The organism is Acinetobacter sp. V116_7 (genome assembly GCF_056735735.1).
Genome location: NZ_JBWZIF010000016.1, coordinates 1 through 18,934, shown reverse-complemented (window position 1 = coordinate 18,934; position 18,934 = coordinate 1). Strand labels below are relative to the sequence as shown.

At 39.6% G+C, this 18,934-nt stretch carries 18 protein-coding genes and 2 tRNA genes; 15 read left to right on the top strand and 5 right to left on the bottom strand.

Annotated features, from left to right (window positions below; translation table 11 throughout):
* Window positions 1-31 precede the first annotated feature (31 nt).
* The 8 genes from secY (at window position 32) to AC1PJP_RS07350 (ending at window position 6,088) form a co-directional block, all read left to right on the top strand.
* Complete coding sequence (secY, locus tag AC1PJP_RS07385; RefSeq protein WP_171056864.1) at window positions 32-1,351, top strand: preprotein translocase subunit SecY; 1,320 nt, start codon at window positions 32-34, stop codon at window positions 1,349-1,351.
* A gap of 20 nt (window positions 1,352-1,371) precedes the next feature.
* Window positions 1,372-1,488: a 50S ribosomal protein L36 gene (rpmJ, locus tag AC1PJP_RS07380; protein WP_000867907.1), complete on the top strand. Its 117-nt coding sequence runs from the start codon at window positions 1,372-1,374 to the stop codon at window positions 1,486-1,488.
* A 105-nt stretch (window positions 1,489-1,593) separates the two neighbouring features.
* Window positions 1,594-1,950 carry a 30S ribosomal protein S13 gene (gene rpsM / locus AC1PJP_RS07375; protein ID WP_004789609.1) on the top strand — a complete coding sequence of 119 codons (357 nt, stop codon included), beginning with the start codon at window positions 1,594-1,596 and terminating at the stop codon, window positions 1,948-1,950.
* A 19-nt stretch (window positions 1,951-1,969) separates the two neighbouring features.
* Entirely contained in the window at window positions 1,970-2,356 is a 387-nt protein-coding gene (gene rpsK / locus AC1PJP_RS07370; RefSeq protein WP_001040166.1) for a 30S ribosomal protein S11, read from the top strand.
* A gap of 12 nt (window positions 2,357-2,368) precedes the next feature.
* Complete coding sequence (gene rpsD / locus AC1PJP_RS07365; protein ID WP_005301294.1) at window positions 2,369-2,995, top strand: 30S ribosomal protein S4; 627 nt, start codon at window positions 2,369-2,371, stop codon at window positions 2,993-2,995.
* 17 nt (window positions 2,996-3,012) lie between these two features.
* Window positions 3,013-4,020 carry a DNA-directed RNA polymerase subunit alpha gene (locus AC1PJP_RS07360; protein ID WP_003653641.1) on the top strand — a complete coding sequence of 336 codons (1,008 nt, stop codon included), beginning with the start codon at window positions 3,013-3,015 and terminating at the stop codon, window positions 4,018-4,020.
* A gap of 18 nt (window positions 4,021-4,038) precedes the next feature.
* A complete protein-coding gene (gene rplQ / locus AC1PJP_RS07355; RefSeq protein WP_002049717.1) occupies window positions 4,039-4,416 on the top strand; it encodes a 50S ribosomal protein L17 in 378 nt (125 codons plus the stop codon).
* Window positions 4,417-4,597: 181 nt separating this feature from the next.
* Window positions 4,598-6,088, top strand: coding sequence for a flavin-containing monooxygenase (locus tag AC1PJP_RS07350; RefSeq protein ID WP_479766746.1), 1,491 nt, complete (start codon window positions 4,598-4,600; stop codon window positions 6,086-6,088).
* Window positions 6,089-6,139: 51 nt separating this feature from the next.
* Here the strand turns inward: AC1PJP_RS07350 and AC1PJP_RS07345 are convergent, their stop codons facing one another.
* Window positions 6,140-7,312, bottom strand: a complete 1,173-nt coding sequence (locus AC1PJP_RS07345) for an acyl-CoA dehydrogenase family protein (protein WP_192835005.1) — start codon at window positions 7,310-7,312, stop codon at window positions 6,140-6,142.
* A 189-nt stretch (window positions 7,313-7,501) separates the two neighbouring features.
* Between AC1PJP_RS07345 and AC1PJP_RS07340 the strand changes: the two genes are divergently transcribed.
* The 5 genes from AC1PJP_RS07340 to AC1PJP_RS07320 all read left to right on the top strand — a co-directional run bounded on the left by AC1PJP_RS07340 (window position 7,502) and on the right by AC1PJP_RS07320 (window position 13,045).
* Window positions 7,502-7,759 (top strand): FAD assembly factor SdhE, encoded by a 258-nt coding sequence (locus AC1PJP_RS07340; protein ID WP_479766745.1) that lies wholly within the window; start codon window positions 7,502-7,504, stop codon window positions 7,757-7,759.
* Between the two features lie 6 nt (window positions 7,760-7,765).
* Window positions 7,766-8,155: a hypothetical protein gene (locus tag AC1PJP_RS07335; RefSeq protein ID WP_479766744.1), complete on the top strand. Its 390-nt coding sequence runs from the start codon at window positions 7,766-7,768 to the stop codon at window positions 8,153-8,155.
* A 769-nt stretch (window positions 8,156-8,924) separates the two neighbouring features.
* On the top strand, window positions 8,925-10,013 hold the full coding sequence (locus tag AC1PJP_RS07330; protein ID WP_013196784.1) for a hypothetical protein: 1,089 nt from the start codon (window positions 8,925-8,927) through the stop codon (window positions 10,011-10,013).
* Between the two features lie 83 nt (window positions 10,014-10,096).
* Window positions 10,097-10,672, top strand: coding sequence for a rhombosortase (gene rrtA / locus AC1PJP_RS07325; protein ID WP_004789598.1), 576 nt, complete (start codon window positions 10,097-10,099; stop codon window positions 10,670-10,672).
* A gap of 177 nt (window positions 10,673-10,849) precedes the next feature.
* Window positions 10,850-13,045, top strand: coding sequence for a TRAP transporter large permease subunit (locus tag AC1PJP_RS07320; RefSeq protein WP_005301316.1), 2,196 nt, complete (start codon window positions 10,850-10,852; stop codon window positions 13,043-13,045).
* Between the two features lie 160 nt (window positions 13,046-13,205).
* Here AC1PJP_RS07320 and AC1PJP_RS07315 read toward each other — a convergent pair whose 3' ends face one another.
* The 4 genes from AC1PJP_RS07315 to rnr all read right to left on the bottom strand — a co-directional run bounded on the left by AC1PJP_RS07315 (window position 13,206) and on the right by rnr (window position 18,495).
* On the bottom strand, window positions 13,206-13,631 hold the full coding sequence (locus tag AC1PJP_RS07315) for a hypothetical protein (protein ID WP_151823102.1): 426 nt from the start codon (window positions 13,629-13,631) through the stop codon (window positions 13,206-13,208).
* Window positions 13,632-13,642: 11 nt separating this feature from the next.
* The gene (locus AC1PJP_RS07310; protein WP_004639498.1) at window positions 13,643-13,852 is read right to left on the bottom strand and encodes a YheV family putative zinc ribbon protein; all 210 of its coding nucleotides are present in this window, start codon (window positions 13,850-13,852) and stop codon (window positions 13,643-13,645) included.
* Between the two features lie 40 nt (window positions 13,853-13,892).
* Complete coding sequence (locus AC1PJP_RS07305; protein ID WP_479766743.1) at window positions 13,893-15,947, bottom strand: M3 family metallopeptidase; 2,055 nt, start codon at window positions 15,945-15,947, stop codon at window positions 13,893-13,895.
* A 133-nt stretch (window positions 15,948-16,080) separates the two neighbouring features.
* Window positions 16,081-18,495 carry a ribonuclease R gene (gene rnr, locus AC1PJP_RS07300; protein WP_192836316.1) on the bottom strand — a complete coding sequence of 805 codons (2,415 nt, stop codon included), beginning with the start codon at window positions 18,493-18,495 and terminating at the stop codon, window positions 16,081-16,083.
* A gap of 261 nt (window positions 18,496-18,756) precedes the next feature.
* On the opposite strand from rnr, the gene AC1PJP_RS07295 reads away from it, so the two are divergent.
* Together AC1PJP_RS07295 and AC1PJP_RS07290 are read left to right on the top strand one after the other, a co-directional pair.
* A tRNA-Ser gene (locus AC1PJP_RS07295) sits at window positions 18,757-18,847 on the top strand.
* Window positions 18,848-18,857: 10 nt separating this feature from the next.
* A tRNA-Arg gene (locus tag AC1PJP_RS07290) sits at window positions 18,858-18,934 on the top strand.

Below are 18,934 nucleotides of genomic sequence, written 5' to 3'. Positions count from 1 at the left end.
GTCTCCTAGTTCTTCAGGTCATGTCAACATGATGAAAGGTCAGCCATTTCACGTGAAATATCGTGAAATTATTCGCCGGATGAGTTTTCTAATCGGTGCATTGCTGGTCTTTCGACTAGGAGCGCATATTCCAGTACCAGGCATTAATAATGCTGCGTTAGAAAATTTATTTCATGCGAACCAAGGAACTATTCTTGGGCTATTCAATATGTTTTCTGGCGGTGCTTTAGAGCGAATGTCTATTCTTGCTTTAGGAATTATGCCTTATATTTCTGCATCAATTATTGTGCAGTTAATGTCTACGGTAATTCCTTCACTAGAAGCCTTGAAAAAGGAAGGTGAGCAAGGTAAGCGTAAAATTAATCAATATACGCGTCAGGGTACGTTGTTGCTTGCAGTGGTTCAGGCAGTTGGTATGTGCGCAGGTTTGATTGGTCAGGGTATTACTCTGTCAGTTGGTCTTGAGTTTTATATACCAGCGGTTACTTCACTTGTCGCTGGAACTATGTTCTTAATGTGGCTAGGTGAACAAATCACTGAACGAGGTATTGGTAACGGTATCTCAATGATTATTTTTGCTGGTATTGTTTCTGGTTTGCCTAAATTAATTATGCAATCAGTTTCATCAGTAGATAATGGTCAGACAAGCTTAATTGGTCTTGTGATCTTTGGTCTTTTGTCTGTAGGTGTGCTGGCTGCCATTGTGTTTATTGAAAAAGCACAACGTCGTATTCCAGTAAATTATGCACAAAAGCAACAGGGTCGTCGTATATTTACAGCACAGCAGACACATTTGCCATTAAAAATTAATATGGCTGGTGTGATTCCTGCGATTTTTGCAAGTTCTTTACTATTGTTCCCAGCGAGTCTTGGTCAATGGGTAGGAAGTGCAGATGCAAATGCTGGATTAATTAAACGTAGCTTACAAGATTTAGCTTTAGTATTGTCGCCTGGACAGCCTTTGTATTTGGTGCTCTTTGGTGCGTTAATTATCTTTTTCTGTTACTTTTATACGGCTTTAGTATTTAGCCCTAAGGAAGTATCAGAAAATCTAAAACGCAGCGGAGCTTATGTGCCTGGTATTCGCCCAGGTGAGCAAACTGCTCGTTACTTAGATCATATTCTTAATCGTTTGACGTTTATTGGTGCGATTTATATTACGGTCATTTGTTTAATGCCAATGATTCTACAAAGTTCTTTTGGAATCCCATTCTCTTTGGGTGGTACATCATTACTAATCGTAGTTGTCGTTGTTATGGACTTTATGGCTCAGCTACAAGCGCACTTAACATCTCATCAATATGATAATCAAACATTAATGAGAAAAACGACTGCTCATCCTAAGGGATAAGCGCACTTAGAGGTTTCATCATGAAAGTACAAGCTTCTGTAAAGAAAATTTGTGGTAGCTGTAAAGTTATCCGTCGTAATGGGGTTATTCGCGTAATTTGTAGCGCAGAACCTCGTCATAAGCAGCGTCAAGGTTAATCTAATCAAGACCTGTTGATTTCAGTAGGCGAATTGGGTTAATATCCGCCCCTCAAGATTTTGTGGGGCGGTTGATTATCTCTACTGCCTTTTTGGAGAAAGTGAATGGCTCGTATTGCCGGTGTAAACATTCCGGATAACAAGCATGCTGTTATCTCCCTCACTTACATCTTTGGTGTCGGTCGCCATACTGCTAAGAATATCTTAGCTACAGTTGGTATTACTGAAACTACTAAGATCCGTGAGTTGGACGATGCTCAGCTTGATGCGATTCGTGCAGAAGTTGCTAAGGTTCCTACCGAAGGTGACTTACGTCGCGAAATTTCCATGAACATTAAACGTTTAATGGATTTGGGTTGCTATCGCGGCCTTCGCCATCGTCGCAGCTTGCCTGTCCGTGGTCAACGCACCAAAACTAACGCACGTACCCGTAAAGGTCCGCGCAAACCGATTAAAAAGTAAGATTTCTGGAAGCTAAAAGATGGCTAAAGATACTCGCACACGCAAGAAGGTCACTCGTACCGTCTCTGAAGGTGTTGCACACATTCACGCGTCTTTTAATAACACCATTGTTACGATTACTGATCGTCAAGGTAATGCATTGGCTTGGGCCACCTCTGGTGGACAAGGCTTCCGTGGTTCACGTAAATCAACTCCGTTTGCTGCTCAGGTAGCTGCTGAAGTTGCTGGTAAAGCAGCTTTAGATTACGGTTTGAAAAATCTGGATGTCCTTGTAAAAGGTCCTGGTCCAGGTCGTGAGTCTGCGGTTCGTGCATTAGGCGCAGTGGGTTATAAAATTAACAGCATTACCGATGTGACGCCAATTCCTCACAACGGTTGCCGTCCACCTAAAAAACGTCGCGTGTAAGGAGAAACATTCATGGCTCGTTATATTGGTCCAAAATGCAAACTCTCTCGCCGCGAAGGGACAGACCTGCAACTTAAATCTGGCGTTAAACCTTTTGACGTCAAAACTAAAAAAGCTAACAAAGCACCTGGTCAACATGGTCAGGCACGCGGTGGTAAGCAATCTGAGTATTCACTACAATTACGTGAAAAACAAAAAGTCCGTCGTATTTACGGTGTGTTAGAACGTCAATTTAGTAACTACTATAAAGAAGCAGCTCGTGTTAAAGGCGCAACAGGTGAGAACTTGTTGAAATTGCTTGAAAGCCGTCTTGATAACGTTGTTTATCGCATGGGTTTTGGTTCTACACGTGCAGAAGCTCGTCAGTTAGTAAGTCACCGTAGCATTACTTTGAATGGTCGTCGTGTAAACATCGCATCTATTCAAGTTAAAGCTGGTGATGTAATTGCGGTTCACGAAGGTGCTAAACAACAATTGCGTATTAAAAACGCGATTGAGTTAGCTGCACAACGTGGTATTCCAGCTTGGATCGATGTTGATCATTCTAAGCTTGAAGGTACGTTTAAAGCTGCACCAGATCGTGCTGATTTACCTGCTGAAATCAATGAAAGCTTGATTGTAGAATTGTATTCTAAATAATCCTTGAGGTAGCAATAATGACGCGTACTGCAAACGAGTTTCTAACTCCGCAAGCGATCAAGGTCGAAGCGGTTAGCGGGACCTCGGCAAAAGTGATTCTAGAACCTTTAGAGCGTGGTTTTGGCCATACTCTAGGTAATGCTTTACGTCGCATTCTATTGTCTTCTTTACCTGGCGCTGCTGTGGTTGAAGTAGAGATAGAAGGTGTCGAGCACGAGTACAGTACTTTAGAAGGCTTGCAGCAGGACATCGTCGAGCTCTTGCTGAACCTAAAAGGATTGTCTATTAAGCTGTTCGATCAAAATGAAGCATATTTAACATTAGAGAAACAAGGTCCTGGCGAAATTACTGCTGCTGACCTTCGTTTACCTCATAATGTTGAAGTGGTTAACCCAGAACATTTGATCGGTACTTTGAGTGCTTCAGGCTCATTAAAAATGCGCTTGAAGGTTGCTCAAGGTCGTGGTTATGAAACATCTGATTCTCGTTTCCCTGAAGGTGAAACACGTCCTGTTGGTCGTTTGCAATTAGATGCTTCTTATAGCCCGATTAAGCGTGTTTCTTACACCGTTGAAAATGCGCGTGTAGAACAACGTACCGATTTAGATAAACTGGTAATCGACCTCGAGACAAATGGTACGGTTGATCCTGAAGAAGCAATCCGCAAAGCGGCAACAATCTTGCAACAACAAATTGCAATTTTTGTTGATCTTCAGAAAGACCAAACTCCAGTTGCTCAAGAGCCTCGTGAAGAAGTTGACCCAATCTTGCTTCGCCCAGTAGATGATCTAGAGCTTACTGTTCGTTCTGCTAACTGTTTGAAAGCAGAAAATATTTACTACATTGGTGATCTTGTTCAACGTACTGAAGTTGAGTTGTTAAAAACTCCTAACCTTGGTAAAAAATCGTTAACAGAGATCAAAGATGTTTTGGCATCGAAAGGCTTACAACTCGGTATGCGTCTTGAAAACTGGCCACCAGCTAGTCTTCGTATGGACGACCGTTTTGCCTATCGTAGCCGTTAATTAAGTAGGACTATCACCATGCGTCATCGTAATAGTGGTGTGAAATTAGGCCGTACAAGCAGCCATCGTAAAGCGATGTTCCAAAACTTGGCTAATTCTTTATTTGAACACGAGTTGATCAAAACAACTGTTCCTAAAGCTAAAGAATTACGTCGTGTTGCTGAGCCTTTAATCACTCTAGCAAAAAACGATACTGTAGCAAATCGTCGTTTAGCATTTGCTCGTACTCGTAATGCTGCAACTGTAGGTAAATTATTTACCGTACTCGGCCCTCGTTACAAAGAACGTAACGGCGGTTATCTACGTGTTCTTAAAGCGGGCTTCCGTGCTGGTGATGCAGCACCGATGGCTTACGTTGAGCTAGTAGATCGTGAAGTGAATACTTCAGCTGAATAATTGATTTTATTCAAAAAAGACCGGTTTTATACCGGTCTTTTTTATTTTTGATAATTACTAAAATTATAAAAATGTCCTCAAGTGACATAAAAAAACGGATAAATGGTCAAACTTGACATTGTGTATTGTCAAAATTGTGCTTTAATAAACTTATATTCTCAACAATGGGTATAAAAATAAAATGGAAAAGCAAGTTGATATTTTAATCATTGGCGCAGGTATCTCAGGAATTGGAGTTGCTGCCCATTTATCAAAAAATTCTCCACAACGCCAATTTGAAATTTTAGAGCGTCGTGAATCTTTTGGTGGAACATGGGATCTTTTCCGTTATCCAGGTATTCGCTCAGACTCAGATATGTCCACATTTGGTTTTAATTTTAAGCCGTGGTGTAAAGCGAATGTATTAGCTGATGGTGCTTCTATTAAAGGATATCTAGGCGAAGTTATTGATGAATATAAATTAAAAGAAAAAATTCACTTTGGTCATCGTGTACTTTCTGCTAATTATGATTCTGAATCAAAGAAATGGCAGGTTGTAATTGAAGATAGCAAGAAAAAACAACAGACTTGGATTGCTAATTTTGTTGTAGGGTGTACTGGTTACTATAACTATGATCAAGGATATGCGCCTTGTTTCCCAAATCAAGAAGCATTTAAAGGGCAGATCATTCACCCGCAGCATTGGCCTGAAAATTTAGATTACACAGGTAAAAAGGTCGTTATTATTGGTAGTGGCGCAACAGCGATTACTTTAGTACCAGCAATGGCGAAAGGTGGGGCTGGTCATGTAACGATGCTGCAGCGTTCACCAACGTATATTGCTAGTGTACCGTCTATCGACTTTATTTATGAAAAAACGCGTAAATTTATGTCTGAAGAAGCGGCTTATAAATTTACCCGTGCACGTAATATTGGTATGCAGCGCGCTATTTATGCATTGTCTCAGAAGCATCCAAAGACTGTACGTCGTTTACTCTTAAAAGCAATTGAAGTGCAGTTAAAGGGTAAAGTTGATATGAAGCATTTTACACCTTCATACAATCCTTGGGATCAACGTCTATGTGTGGTACCAGATGGTGACTTATTTAAGATTTTGCGTGAAGGTAAAGCGAGTGTAGAAACAGATCAAATTGAGAAATTTACTGAAAAAGGTATTTTACTTAAATCTGGTAAACATCTTGATGCGGATATTGTGATTTCTGCAACTGGTTTGCAAGTGCAAATTATGGGTGGGGTTCAGGCTACTATTGATGGTAAAGCTCTTAATTCATCTGAACATATGCTTTATAACGGCGTGATGTTGAGTGATGTACCAAATATGGCCATGATTATTGGTTATGTAAATGCATCATGGACGCTTAAGGTTGATATCGCTGCGGAATATATTTGTCGCTTGTTAAACTATATGGACAAAAATAGTTATGATGAAGTAGTTCCGTCTGGTGATAAGACTGAAATGGAAGAAGATACTGTAATGGGTAAATTATCTTCAGGTTATATCAGTCGTGCGGCACATGAACTTCCAAAACAAGGTAAGCATGCTCCATGGCAAGTTACTAATAACTATTTAGAAGATAGAAAGTCGCTTAAAAATTCAAAATTTGAAGATGGTGTTCTACATTTTCATAAACGTTCAGAAACGAATGAGCGTAAGCCAAAACTAGTATCTTAATAGATACTAGATAAATAAAAGGGGCGTAATGCCCCTTTTATATTGAATTTATTAAAGCGTTCTAGAGATTAATTCTTTCATAATTTCATTGGTACCTGCATAAATTCGATTTGCTCGATGATCTATGTAGGCACGAGCAATTGGATATTCAAGCATGTAACCATAACCACCATGTAATTGAAGACATTCATCTACAACTTTTGAGAACATATCTGAAATTTTATATTTAGCAGCTGCAGCAGCTTCCACACTCAATTTTTCTTCAAGTTGTAATTCCATACAGCGATCTAGATAGGTACGGCAGAAATCTATTTCTGTTCTCAGTTCAGCAAGTTTAAAACGCGTATTTTGAAATGCACTAACAGGTTTGCCAAATGCTTTACGGTCTTTTGTATATTGGACAGTATGTGCAAATGCAGCTTCAGCACCTGCCTGACAAATAATAGCGACTAGCATTCGTTCCCAAGCCAATTCTTTCATGAGCATGATAAAGCCCATGCCTTCCATACCTAAGAGATTTTCTTTAGGAACACGAACGTTATCAAAAAATAATTCGCACGTATCTTGGCCTTTCATTCCAATTTTATTCAGAGGCTTGCCTTTGCTAAAACCAGCCCTGTCTGCCTCAACAATAATAAGTGATAAGTTTGCTGAACCTTTGTCGTTATTACCCGTTTTACAAACAACTACGACCATGTCACATAAGTAGCCATTGGTAATGAAAATTTTAGAACCATTAATGACATAATCATCACCATCAAGTACAGCGGTGGTTCTCACTGCTTGTAAATCAGAACCAGTACCAGGCTCAGTCATGGCAATAGCCGTGACCACTTCTCCGGTTGCCATTTTTGGTAACCACTTTTGTTTTTGTTCTTCATTACCAAAGTTATTTACGTAATTGGCAACAATATCTGAATGCAAAGAAAAGCCTGTACTAGAATCCATAGCATAAGCTTGCTCTTCAATTAAGATCATACTGTATAAGCGGTCTACTCCAGACCCACCATATTGCTCTGGCATTGTGGTGCAAAGAAGACCTAATTCTCCAGCCTTATTCCAAAGATCTCGATCAACATGTTGCTGTTTTTCATATTTCTCAATATTGGGAACGACTTCTTTTTCATAGAATTTACGTACTGTCTCGCGGAAAGCTTCATGCTCTTCGTTAAATAGTTTTCTCGGTAACATATTTGGAATAGGACGGATGGCACCAGATTGCATTTGTATTTCTTCCTTGGTTCAGGTGTGATGTTATTTCTTTAAACATACGGAAGCATTTCATGACGAACAATGTGATGAATGCTCAATTATGAGGACAAGATGATAAATTTGGTCAATTTGATATTTTTAGCGATCTTTGGAATGTGATCAGGTAAACTAGGCGCACTATCAACGCAGATGGGGAAATAAATGTCTGACGAAATGACCTTGGAAGAACGTAAAGTAGTTTATCGAGCACGCCGCGGCTTGAAAGAAATTGACGTCTATTTTGACCCTTATGTAAAAAACTATTATCTAACTGCGGATCCGGCAGAGAAGGCTTTATTTGCAGAATTAGTGGAACAAGAAGATCCAGATTTGCTAGATTGGTTCATTGAAGTTTCTGAACCTCCACGCACAGAATTACGTGAATTTATTTATAAATTAAAACAGTACGTACATGGCTAAACTGTTTTGATAAAAGAATTGAATTTTGAGCTGAAATATAGTCGTTTCTCGATAATATTTCAGCTTTTTATTGGCTTGTGTTTAGCAATCCTACTTTATCAACTGTTATCACCGATGTGGTGGCTATTTAGTCTGATCCTTTTATCTATTAGTTTCCTATTGTTTTTAAAACAATCACGAATTTCTCAAATTGCGTATTTAGATCAAAAATCTTGGTCAGTTGTTTATCTTCCTAAAAAAGTGATTCACCGTGTAGAAATTAATAAAATAATTGATTATCAGCTATTTATGGTTATTTATTTAGAGAGAGCACCTACGAAAGTAGCCATAATCTGGTTTGATCAACTTTCTTTGCAGTATTGGAAAAAGTTAAAAGTTCTACAGAAACTTCATTAATTGTTAGACAATTCTACATTTGTATATTTATTTAAAAATTATAAAAAACAATAATTTAATCTTTATTTTTTTGCTTGTGCACAGGATTGTCTAATTAAAATATAGAAAAAAGCTAAGGAAATACAATTGTCTGACAATTTCACCTATGGGTATCTATTTGATCGGTTAAAGTACAAACACCAACGTAAAGTGTGTCGGAGGTCTCAAAATGGAGATGCCAACATGGTCGTTCTTGGTCATTGCCATCATTCTGGCAGTGGTGATAGGAAGAGCAGGAACTTTACTCAGGGAACATCTTAACAGAGTTAATTTTAACAAAGTTAAGAGACAGAGGATGCAAGGTCGTCGATCAGTCAATTATTAAATTGGTTAGTCGATTAATTTCATCAAGTGTCCAGTTTATAACTGGGTGCGATTGTAGTAAGGAGGTCTCTCATGGAGATTTCAATGTGGATGTTTCTGTTAATTGCAGTAGTTATGGCTGTGGTAGTAGGAAGAGCAGGAACTTTACTTAAGGATTATATAGAACAAAAATAATATAAGCCGTTAAAAGCTTATCTCAGTTAATAAGTAGCATGTGCTGAACCGTCGCAATGCTACTTTTTTTTGCCTAAAATTTCTGTTTCCCTGAAAAACTGTCAATTTTATCTGCTGTGAAGTGTGTCAAAGTATAAGCGCTACAATTAGAGTAATTACTCTTTTATTCAAGATATGCATCTGCTAATGTACATCTGAAAAGGAAAAAACAAATTACATAGAGGACAGGAAGATGTCTAAAGTCCAAAAAATAAGCCAAGGTTTGGCGATGAGTTTTCTTGCAGCTTCAGTTTTATCAGGTTGTTCATACGTCGTGAAAACCGGAGCAAATGTTGCTTTAGGTTTTACGGAAAAGCACGTCGTTCCGCCTATTCTGGCAATGCAAGATGCTGAAATGGTTTGTAATACTGGTAGTGCCTTAACACCAGCAATCATGTCTACTAAAGGTATGGGTGCAGATCCAACGCGTGTTGCGGTATTAATGTATGCAGCTTCAGGTGTATGTGCTGAAAATCAAGCATTAGAACAGGAGTTGCGTTATTTGCGTGCATCAAAAGCAGGGCAAGTAACTGAAGCTCAAGATGCACGTATTGCACAAAAGCGTTGGGCAGCAATTGCTGCTGAGCGTCAATATACAGGCTATAAGTTGTTCGCTGATCGTTGGGAATCTAAATATAAATACCATTTAGGTGATTCTTGTCCAACGATGCGTAGTGATACTGATCAAACAGTTTATTTACTTGGAATGATTAGTGGCCTTCAGGCTGTGACCAATGATATTAACTCTGGTGGCGCAGTCAATGTTCCAAAAGATATCGCTGCTATTGTAGAGCGTGGCATGGTCTGTCTTGATAATGAAAAATTCTGGGGAGCACCTAACGCAACGCGTGCTGTTATCTGGACTTTATTACCTGGGGCAGATGAAGGAAAACCTGATCCATATCAGACATTAAAGCAATCAGTGCAAATCGGTGAGCAAAAAGGTGTTCGCTTATCTCATGCGTTATATGCGGTAGCTGCTCAAGCAAGTGGTGATGATGCAAAAATCCGTGATGCATTAAGATCCTATGCTGCCTCTCAAGCTGATGATAAGCCTGTTAATCCGAACTTTAAGTTAATCGATAGTATGGCTGGTCTGATTGTACGCGGTATTTCTGACCGTTACTGGACTGAGCATACAGGTGTGCGTACTGGAGATGATGGTATGTCACATTTCTGGGATGATAAGAACGAAGGTGCAGCAGAGCTAGATGAGTTATTTGATGGCGGAGCCGCATCTGAAGCTCCAGCGGATTCATCTGCGCCACCAGCAGCACAGTAAACATATTTGAAAGACTAACTTCTTGCGAGTCTATTGTTAAGTTCTACAATAATTGTAAGAAGTTTAATTTCAAGGAGTGTGCCATGAAAGATCATGTACTGAATAATAAAGTGCTTTTGGTCGCAGTGTGCATTTCCATATCTGCATGTCTACAAGTATTTCCTGATACTTTTATTTATTGGCGGGAAAGTTTACTTGGTGAATTCTGGCGTTTATGGACTGCACATTGGGTACACGTAGGGTGGATTCATTTCCTTTTAAACATGATGGCATTCGCCTGTTTACCGTTTATCTTTCCGCACACCAAAGCGTGGCATCTTTTAAGTCTACTTTTACTGTTGCCACCGTTTATTAGCTTGGTCTTCTATTTTTATTTACCTTATATCGAGGCATATGCTGGTTTGTCAGGTGTTTTACATGGGCTATATACAGCAGTTGCTTTAGTTTATTTGCAATATCGTAAAGAACGGAATTTTGCTTTTCTGGTCTTAGGATTAATTATTGCAAAACTGATATGGGAAAATACTTTTGGACAAACAGGAACTGCCCAGTTAATAGGGAGCCCAGTCTTAACTGAAGCTCACTTATATGGAGCAATTGGTGGAGCAATCTTTGGGGGCTGCTATTGGCTTGCTCAAAGATTAAAAAAGAAATATTGACAATACAAACTGTTAAAAAAGTGATTTTAGTCATTCTTTATTAACAAAGTTTGATGCAAATTTGATCGTTGAATAAAGGGATTGGTAGAAGGGGGAAGGAATTAACCCCTGACCAAGAAAATTGCATGACTCAAGCTCCTGTTTTCAGGTTTTTGAGAGAACAAAATTGGAATATTTATGCAAGAACATCAGGAAAAAAGATCTGGATTAGGTCTGTTGGGTTATATCTGGAACGAATGGATCTCAACATTCGTCATCCTCATTCTACTATTAATGACACTAATCATTGGTACCGGGGAGATGATCCACGGGCAATTATTACGTATCGGGGAGCGTCTTTATGGTGATCCTGCGATAGGCATGCAATATTCATTTTTGCGTGCTGAACCTGAAAAGCCGACTTGTGATCGACATCCAAATATCGATGCTCAAGTAAAAGAACAAATGAAAGCGAATGCATCTGATGATTTTTCGAGTTTCTTTGGTGCAGCATCGGAAAGTGATGTCCGTGCATCGCTTCTTGCAGCGCAGCAACAATGTGACGAGAAATATCAGGCATATGATAAGACAATTAAATATATCGAAGCTAACCCTGGTGTGCGTACTTACCGTGCCATCGAGACAGGTTTCTTTGGTATTTTTAAATTTGGTACAGAAAACCGTGCAATTTTACTGATTTTCATGGTTCTAATTTCTGCGATTACCGCATCGTTAAAATTTCACCATATTGGCTTACGTAATCCAGCAACAAAAATAGATTACAAAGTCTATTCAATCTTTATGGTGATTGGTAATGCGCTACTCAGTTTCTCTGTAATTAGTCAGTATCGTTCAGTCATTAACTCTGGTGTGACACCTACCTATGAAACAGTAACTATTTACTGGATTTGGATGATTCTATTCGTTGTTCTGACTTTAATTAGTCTTTATCAACTATTTTTTTCACCACCAGCAAAACGTGAAGGCGGTAATATTGGTTTAGCCTTATTAAGTGTACCTTTGTATGCTTACATGGCTTTGATTACGGGCATAGTATTCACATTCTTTATGGATTATCCAATGGGGCAAGGGATTTACCTTGGCTTGTTGGTTGAGTTCTCAGGTATTTTCTTAAACCTTGCCTTGTTTATTTGGGCCGGTATGCTTTTAACTCAAACACGCGTTATGGACTTGTTCCTTAATGTGCTTCGCCCATGGAACTTGGCACCAGAAACCTTAACATGGTTAATTCTAATTGCAGCTGCGGTACCGACGGCTTATACAGGCGCGTCAGGTATTTTCGTTATTGCAGCAGGTGCAATTATTTATAAAGAAGTATGGAATGCGGGTGCTCGCCGTCAATATGCATTGGCTGTATCTGCAATGTCAGGCTCTTTAGGTGTGGTGGTACGTCCATGTCTACTGGTCGTTTTAATTGCGATGCTGGACAGCCGTCATGTAACGTCCGATGAGTTGTTTGGCCATGGTGTTTATGTATTTTGGTTAACAGCATTTATTTTCTTGGGTGTTTCATTACTCTTGGCTGAAGAGAAGTTCCGTGTAAATTCGCCAAAAGTTGCGATCCCGGGCATGATGCGCGCCTTTGTACCTGTAATTCCATACATTCTGATCACTGCTGTTGTTCTTGCTATTTATAAATATGCGTTAGACACAGGAATGAATGAATTTACTGCACCAGTAATTTTGCCATTAGTTCTGATTGCAATGATTTTGTATGACAAATTGGTCGCTACAAAAGAAACTCCTGCGATCAATATTCATGAGGCGATTGTTCGTGAACACGAACAGAAATCACCATTCCTTCGTGCACATGATCCGCATAGTTCTCAATTCCGTCTTGGTTTTGGTGGAGCGCTTCGTTTTGCAACTTCAGAAACTGTGGGCCATATTGGCGCACTAATTATTCTGATGGCATTGTCTGCAAGTGTTGGTGGTTTAATTGAACGTTCTGAAGTGGTTGAATTATTGCCGACTCATTTAGGCAGTATCTATATATCACTGGCATGTATTGCCCTGTTACTTGCTATTATTGGTATGTGTACAGATCCATTTGGTGCTGTAATTTTAGTTGCTGCAACCATTGCGCCTGTAGCATACGAAAATGGTATTCATCCAATTCACTTCTGGATGATTGTGTTGGTTGCATTCGAATTTGGTTATGTAACTCCACCAGTTGCCTTGAACCATCTACTCACGCGGTTGTCTGTCGGAGATGATGAAGTGAACGCTGCTGATGCTGAAGCGAAAGAGAAATATACAAGCTTCTACTTCCGTTATGAGCGCTGGTTGCTACCAATTATTGTCTTGTTCTCATCACTGGTATTAGTTACTTATGTACCATATGTATTTAAGTTATTCGGTTGGTATCATTAACTTAAATTAAAGTATCAGTTATATAAAAAGCCTTCCTAAATGGAGGGCTTTTTTATTAAGAAGATTCAATAAATTTAGGAAAAACAATGGCTGGAGTTATTAATTAAAATAAAAAAGCTAAAGTTATCTATCTTTAGCTTTTTTATTTCCCATTGAAAAACTATTGCTGTTTGAGCTGAGCTTCAAGCAATTTAACTTGTTCTTCTTTGAGTTTAGTTAATTGATCAGCATCAGCATGCTGAGCTTTTAAAGTTGCTTCCTGATCTTTTAGCTGGCGATGGATGTCATCGAGTTTAGACACTTCTTCTTTTGCTAAAGACTCTTGAGCTGGTACAGGCTGTTTGAGTACATCTTCATTCACAAGCTGTTGTGAACTTGCAGCTTCTGCTACGGGCTCTGAACTTGGTAACGGATCAGTAGTTTTAGCAGGAGCGGGAGTCGAAACAGGTTGAGGATCAACCATTGGTGCGGATGACTCGGTTTTTTTGAAAAACCATTGTGCAGCTAAAAAAAGCACTACAAGAATGCTTAAGCCCCCAATTAAAATCCACAATAGTTTTGAGTTTTGTTTTCTTTGTAGTGGCATCTCTAAGACCTTTAGTCAGGACGACGAGGCTTGAACTGTATTACTCCAACTTCATCAGGTACAGCGGGTGCTTCAGGCTCATCAATATGAGTCGGACGATTTTCACTATAACCGCATTCGATACATTCAATCCATTCGTCTTCAGCGGTGGTTAGCATGACAATCCGATCTGTTGCTTCACATTTTGGACATTTAGCCCCAGCAATGAAACGTTTTTTCATCTTTATCACCCTAACCACACGATCAATTTAGGCCCATAGTTTAAGCGGTTTTACTGTCATTCGTCCAACCTTGATGACGTAACAGTGCATCAATTTTAGGTTCACGGCCACGGAAACTCACAAATGCTTCAAGTGCAGTATCTTTACCACCCACTGCTAAAATTGCCTGACGGAATTCTTTGCCAGTTTGAGTGTTGAAAATACCTTCATGTTCAAAGCGGTCAAATGCATCACTCGCTAAAACTTCTGCCCATTTGTAAGAGTAATAACCCGCCGCATATCCACCAGCAAAAATATGACTGAAGCTATGTTGGAAGCGGTTGTAATCTACAGCAGGAACAACTGCATACTGCTTACGAATGTCATCTAAGGTCTGCTGAATTTGCTCACTATTCAAAGCAGGTGTTTTAGTGTGAATAGTCAAATCAAACAATGCAAATTCAAGCTGACGTAAAGTTTGCATACCAGACTGGAAGAATCGCGCATTTAATAAAGCATCGAGTAATTCTTGTGGCAAAGTTTTTTTACTATCGATGTGTTCACTTAATACATCTAGGCTTTCTTTATCCCATGACCAGAATTCCATGAACTGGCTTGGTAGCTCTACTGCATCCCAAGCAACACCATGAGTTCCTGCAACTGAAATATTATCTACTTCGGTTAGCATATGATGTAAACCATGTCCAAACTCATGGAATAACGTGATCACTTCATCATGGGTGAGTAAAGCAGGCTGATCACCTACTGGAGGCGTGAAGTTACACACCATGTAGCAAATTGGTTTTTGTAAACCATGAACAGTTTGCATGCGTGAGCGGAAACCATTCATCCACGCACCGCCACGTTTACCCGTACGTGCATAGATGTCAAAGAAGAAGCCACCAATCACTTGGCCTTGGTCTTCTAATTCAAAATAACGTGCATCTGGATGCCAGACTGGTGCTTGTCTTTCGATGATACTAATACCATATAAGCGCTGCACGATCTGGAATAAACCTTGAATGACTTTAGGTGCAGGGAAGTACGGTTTTAATGCCTCTTGCGATAAGTTGAATTGTTGCTGTTTGAGCTTTTCAGAATAGTAAGTACTATCCCAAGGTTTAAGTTCGTCAACACCATCTTGCTTGGCAATCTCTTGAAGTTCAGCAACTTCTTGAAGAGCAGGGGCACGAGCATGCTCAGCGAGATCAACTAAAAAGTCATGTACCGTTTTTACATCTGGTGCCATTTTGCTTGCAAGAGAATATTCAGCGTAGTTATTGAAACCAAGTAGCTTCGCCATTTCCTGACGAAGACTTAAAATTTCTTCCATAATTTTGCTGTTATCAAACTCAGTTTGTTCAGACTGATCAGATGCACGAGTAACATAGGCTCTGTAAAGCTCTTCACGCAAAGCGCGGTCATCTGCATACGTCATGATTGCAAAATAAGCTGGGAAATCTAGAGTTGCTACAGCTTGATCGAGTTCACGTTGTTTACCGTATTGTTTTAATAACTCAACATTACTTTCAGGAAGACCTTTTAGCTCAGTTTCTGTAAGCGGTTTAAAGTATGCTTGTGTTGCATCAAGCACATGGTTAGAAAAATCAGAAGAAAGCTGTGAAAGGCGAGCAGAAATATCTGCATAGCGTTTTTTCTCTTCACCCTCTAAAGCCACACCAGAAAGTTTAAAATCACGTAAAGCAAGTCGAATAGCACTTTGTTGGGCTGGACTAAGAGAGGTATAACCCTGACCATCATGGATATGCTGATAAGTTTGATAGAGCGCCGTGTGTTGACCAAGTTGAGTGTAATATTCACTCAAAGCTGGCAATAACGATTGATAGACTTCTCTGGTTTCAGCATTGTTCATTACCGCATTTAAATGTGATAAAACACCCCATGATTCACTAAGGTTATTTTCAAGTGTATCGACTTGTTCAAGTACGGCAAGTTGTTGAGCGGTATCGGTAGGTACAGCGGTAAGTGTATTTAAAAATTCTTGGCCTGCTTGAATCGCTTGTTGGATGTCTTGTTTTAAATTTTCTAATTTAATTTCATCAAAACGCGGGGTTGGTAAGGTCGCTTGCTGTAAAGTCATTGCTGTTAGCCACATTATTTTTTAACATGTTATTAGATGTAGGTCCTCTCAAGCCAGAAATCAAGTTTAATGTGCAAAATAAGCTTTCTAAAAAGAAAGAAGTCCCAAATCGGGACTTATTTCTAGACTGGCAACATCTAATGTTTAATTATTCAGCCTTTGATTTTGCATTGGCCTTTTTCTTTTTAGGCTTAGACTTTTTCTTTACTTTTTCTGGTTTACTTTCGGCTTTTGCAGAAGGTTTTTTACCAGACTTTTTAGTATAAGAACTCGCCTTGGCTTTTTCTTTCTTTTTGTGAACAGGTCTTTCGCCATCGCTACTTGTTGGTTTACTGAAAACTTCTTCAGTTGCCTGTGAAGATGTTTTAGTTGTGCGTGGAGCTCGGCTACGAACGACTCTTCCTGCATGCGTGACTTGTTGAAGAAGCTGGAAGTCAATTTTACGTTCTTCAAGATTTACGCCAGCAACCTGAATTTTAACTTCATCGCCTAAACCAAAGACTTGACCACGATTTTGACCTACCAGATTTTGGCTCGCTTGGTCATAAATAAAGAAGTCATCGCCGAGTTGGCTAATATGAATCATGCCATCGACATATAGATCTTTAAGTGTAATGAATAAACCAAATTCGGTTACTGCACTTACGATACCAATAAACTCGTCACCCAAATGCTGTTGCATGTAGTGACACTTTAACCAAGTTGTTACGCTACGAGAAGCTTCATCTGCACGGCGTTCAGTTTGAGAAAAATGTTCACCGGCATCATCAAGCGCTGCACCAGAGAGTGGATAAGGCTTTTGTTTCAAGTGTGCTTTAATAGCACGGTGCAACAATAAATCTGGGTAACGACGAATTGGCGAAGTGAAATGAGTATAGGCTTCATAAGCCAAACCATAGTGTCCCGCATTTTTTGCGCCATAATAAGCTTGCATCATTGAGCGTAATAAAACGGCATGAATACTTGGTGCATCAATACGGTCTTTGGTCGCTTCAATAACTTTTTGATAGTCTGCTTGAGTTGGTTGGTCAGGGAAGGGTAGACCGAGCAACTTCACAAAGTCTTTTACTTTCTGAATACGTGAAAACTCTGGAGCTTCATGCACACGGTATAACATGGGAACATCATGTTCTAATGCATATTCAGCTGCAGCAACGTTAGCAAGCAACATACATTCTTCAATGAGCTTATGTGCTTCATTACGTGTACGTGGCAAAATTTCTTTAATCCCGCCCAGCTCATCAAAAGTCATGTACGTTTCAATGGTTTCAAATTCCATTGCATGGCGGTCGGCACGCAAGTTTTTCAAAATTTGATAAAGCTGGAAAAGTGTATTTAAAGATTTATGAACATCACGATCTTTTGGAATCGCATCTGTTGCGCCTTCAAAGTATTGCGCTACCTGTGTATAGGTCAAACGTGCTTTTGAGTGCATAACTGACGGATAAAAATCGTAACCAGTTACACGGCCTGAACGAGAGAGCTTAAGGTCACAGACCATACATAAGCGGTCTACATGAGGGTTCAGAGAACACAAGCCGTTTGACAAAGCCTCTGGTAGCATTGGTAATACGAAGTGTGGGAAATATACCGAAGTGCCTCGTTCCTCAGCTTCTTCGTTAAGGGCTGAGTCTAAGCGTACATAATGGCTGACATCTGCAATTGCGACGACAACACGGTAACCACCACCCGGACGTTTTTCTGCATAAACTGCATCGTCAAAATCTCGAGCGTCTTCACCATCAATTGTAACTAATGCCAAATCTCTTAAATCAATACGACCTTCACGGTCTTGAGCAGATGGTTCTTTAAAACTTTCTGCTTCTTTTAATACCTGATCTGGAAATTCATATGGCAAACCAAATTCAAGAATGGTTTGTGGAATGATAATTTCTGTATCAGCTTTGTCTGCCATAGACTGAATAATATGTGCTGTTGAAAACTCTTCACGGGTTGGATAGCTATCAATTGCAACACGTAGCATATCGCCAACATTCGCCTCAGCATGTTTTACGAGTTCTTTTTCTAAAGGAATAGGCTGATGCTGATTGGGATTGTTGGGTTGAATAAAATATTCACCCTCATGAACTGACAATTTACCAATTAATTGCTTAACGCGATGTTGTAAAACTTCTGTGATAAAACCCCAAGGTTTACCTTTACGGTCTACTGAAGTCTGGCGGACTCTAACTCGGTCACCATTAAATACTAAACGTAATTCACGTTCAGGAAGTAAAAGATCAGTTTGACCATCAATATGTGCTGTACCTAAACCTTTACTATTAATATAAACAGTTGCTTCATATGTTGGTTGATCTGCCACCAACTGAAATTTAAAACCGTCTTTCATGATTTGACCATCACGAACCATAGCACTTAAACGATGACTTAATGCTTCGATACTTTTTTGGTCATGAATATTAAAATGATCGACAAGCTCTGCATGAGATTGTGGTGTTTGCAACTGCTCCAACGTATCTAAAATCAGAGTACGGCTTGGAATAGGATTGTCATAACGTTCAGCTTCAGCTTTCGCTTCAGGGTCAGCCCAGTTTTTTGTCATGTCGTTTTGTTTCACGCTTGGCAGATAAGTTTAGCATAAGCCATGCAGACCCGAACTGCACGTTCAGGTTTGCAATAATGTGTTATGCACTACAGTATTTTGATGAAGAAATAATATCTATCTTAACAAGCGTTTGATCGAAAAAGACGAAAATAATGAGGAAATTGCTTAAAAAATAATTCATTGAACTAAAAAACAAGAAAATTTCAGTATGATGACTTGAACAATGTGGTTTTAGTTTGTATTATGGCGGCTCGTTCCGGTGAGGTGGATGAGTGGCTGAAATCACTTCCCTGCTAAGGAAGCATACCTATTACTGGTATCGAGGGTTCGAATCCCTCTCTCACCGCCATTTACTTAATGCGCTCATAGCTCAGCTGGATAGAGCACTTGGCTACGAACTAAGGGGTCGGGAGTTCGAATCTCTCTGAGCGCACCA

What these genes read in the sequence shown, in the direction of transcription:
- AC1PJP_RS07360 (WP_003653641.1), top strand. Translation starts at nt 3,013, where the DNA reads ATGACGCGTACTGCAAACGAGTTTCTAACTCCGCAAGCGATCAAGGTC.
- rpsD (WP_005301294.1), top strand. Translation starts at nt 2,369, where the DNA reads ATGGCTCGTTATATTGGTCCAAAATGCAAACTCTCTCGCCGCGAAGGG.
- rplQ (WP_002049717.1), top strand. Translation starts at nt 4,039, where the DNA reads ATGCGTCATCGTAATAGTGGTGTGAAATTAGGCCGTACAAGCAGCCAT.
- AC1PJP_RS07350 (WP_479766746.1), top strand. Translation starts at nt 4,598, where the DNA reads ATGGAAAAGCAAGTTGATATTTTAATCATTGGCGCAGGTATCTCAGGA.
- secY (WP_171056864.1), top strand. Translation starts at nt 32, where the DNA reads ATGAAAGGTCAGCCATTTCACGTGAAATATCGTGAAATTATTCGCCGG.
- rnr (WP_192836316.1), bottom strand. Translation starts at nt 18,495, where the DNA reads ATGACAAAAAACTGGGCTGACCCTGAAGCGAAAGCTGAAGCTGAACGT.
- AC1PJP_RS07330 (WP_013196784.1), top strand. Translation starts at nt 8,925, where the DNA reads ATGTCTAAAGTCCAAAAAATAAGCCAAGGTTTGGCGATGAGTTTTCTT.
- rrtA (WP_004789598.1), top strand. Translation starts at nt 10,097, where the DNA reads ATGAAAGATCATGTACTGAATAATAAAGTGCTTTTGGTCGCAGTGTGC.
- AC1PJP_RS07315 (WP_151823102.1), bottom strand. Translation starts at nt 13,631, where the DNA reads ATGCCACTACAAAGAAAACAAAACTCAAAACTATTGTGGATTTTAATT.
- AC1PJP_RS07305 (WP_479766743.1), bottom strand. Translation starts at nt 15,947, where the DNA reads ATGTGGCTAACAGCAATGACTTTACAGCAAGCGACCTTACCAACCCCG.
- AC1PJP_RS07345 (WP_192835005.1), bottom strand. Translation starts at nt 7,312, where the DNA reads ATGCAATCTGGTGCCATCCGTCCTATTCCAAATATGTTACCGAGAAAA.
- rpsK (WP_001040166.1), top strand. Translation starts at nt 1,970, where the DNA reads ATGGCTAAAGATACTCGCACACGCAAGAAGGTCACTCGTACCGTCTCT.
- AC1PJP_RS07320 (WP_005301316.1), top strand. Translation starts at nt 10,850, where the DNA reads ATGCAAGAACATCAGGAAAAAAGATCTGGATTAGGTCTGTTGGGTTAT.
- rpsM (WP_004789609.1), top strand. Translation starts at nt 1,594, where the DNA reads ATGGCTCGTATTGCCGGTGTAAACATTCCGGATAACAAGCATGCTGTT.
- AC1PJP_RS07310 (WP_004639498.1), bottom strand. Translation starts at nt 13,852, where the DNA reads ATGAAAAAACGTTTCATTGCTGGGGCTAAATGTCCAAAATGTGAAGCA.
- AC1PJP_RS07340 (WP_479766745.1), top strand. Translation starts at nt 7,502, where the DNA reads ATGTCTGACGAAATGACCTTGGAAGAACGTAAAGTAGTTTATCGAGCA.
- rpmJ (WP_000867907.1), top strand. Translation starts at nt 1,372, where the DNA reads ATGAAAGTACAAGCTTCTGTAAAGAAAATTTGTGGTAGCTGTAAAGTT.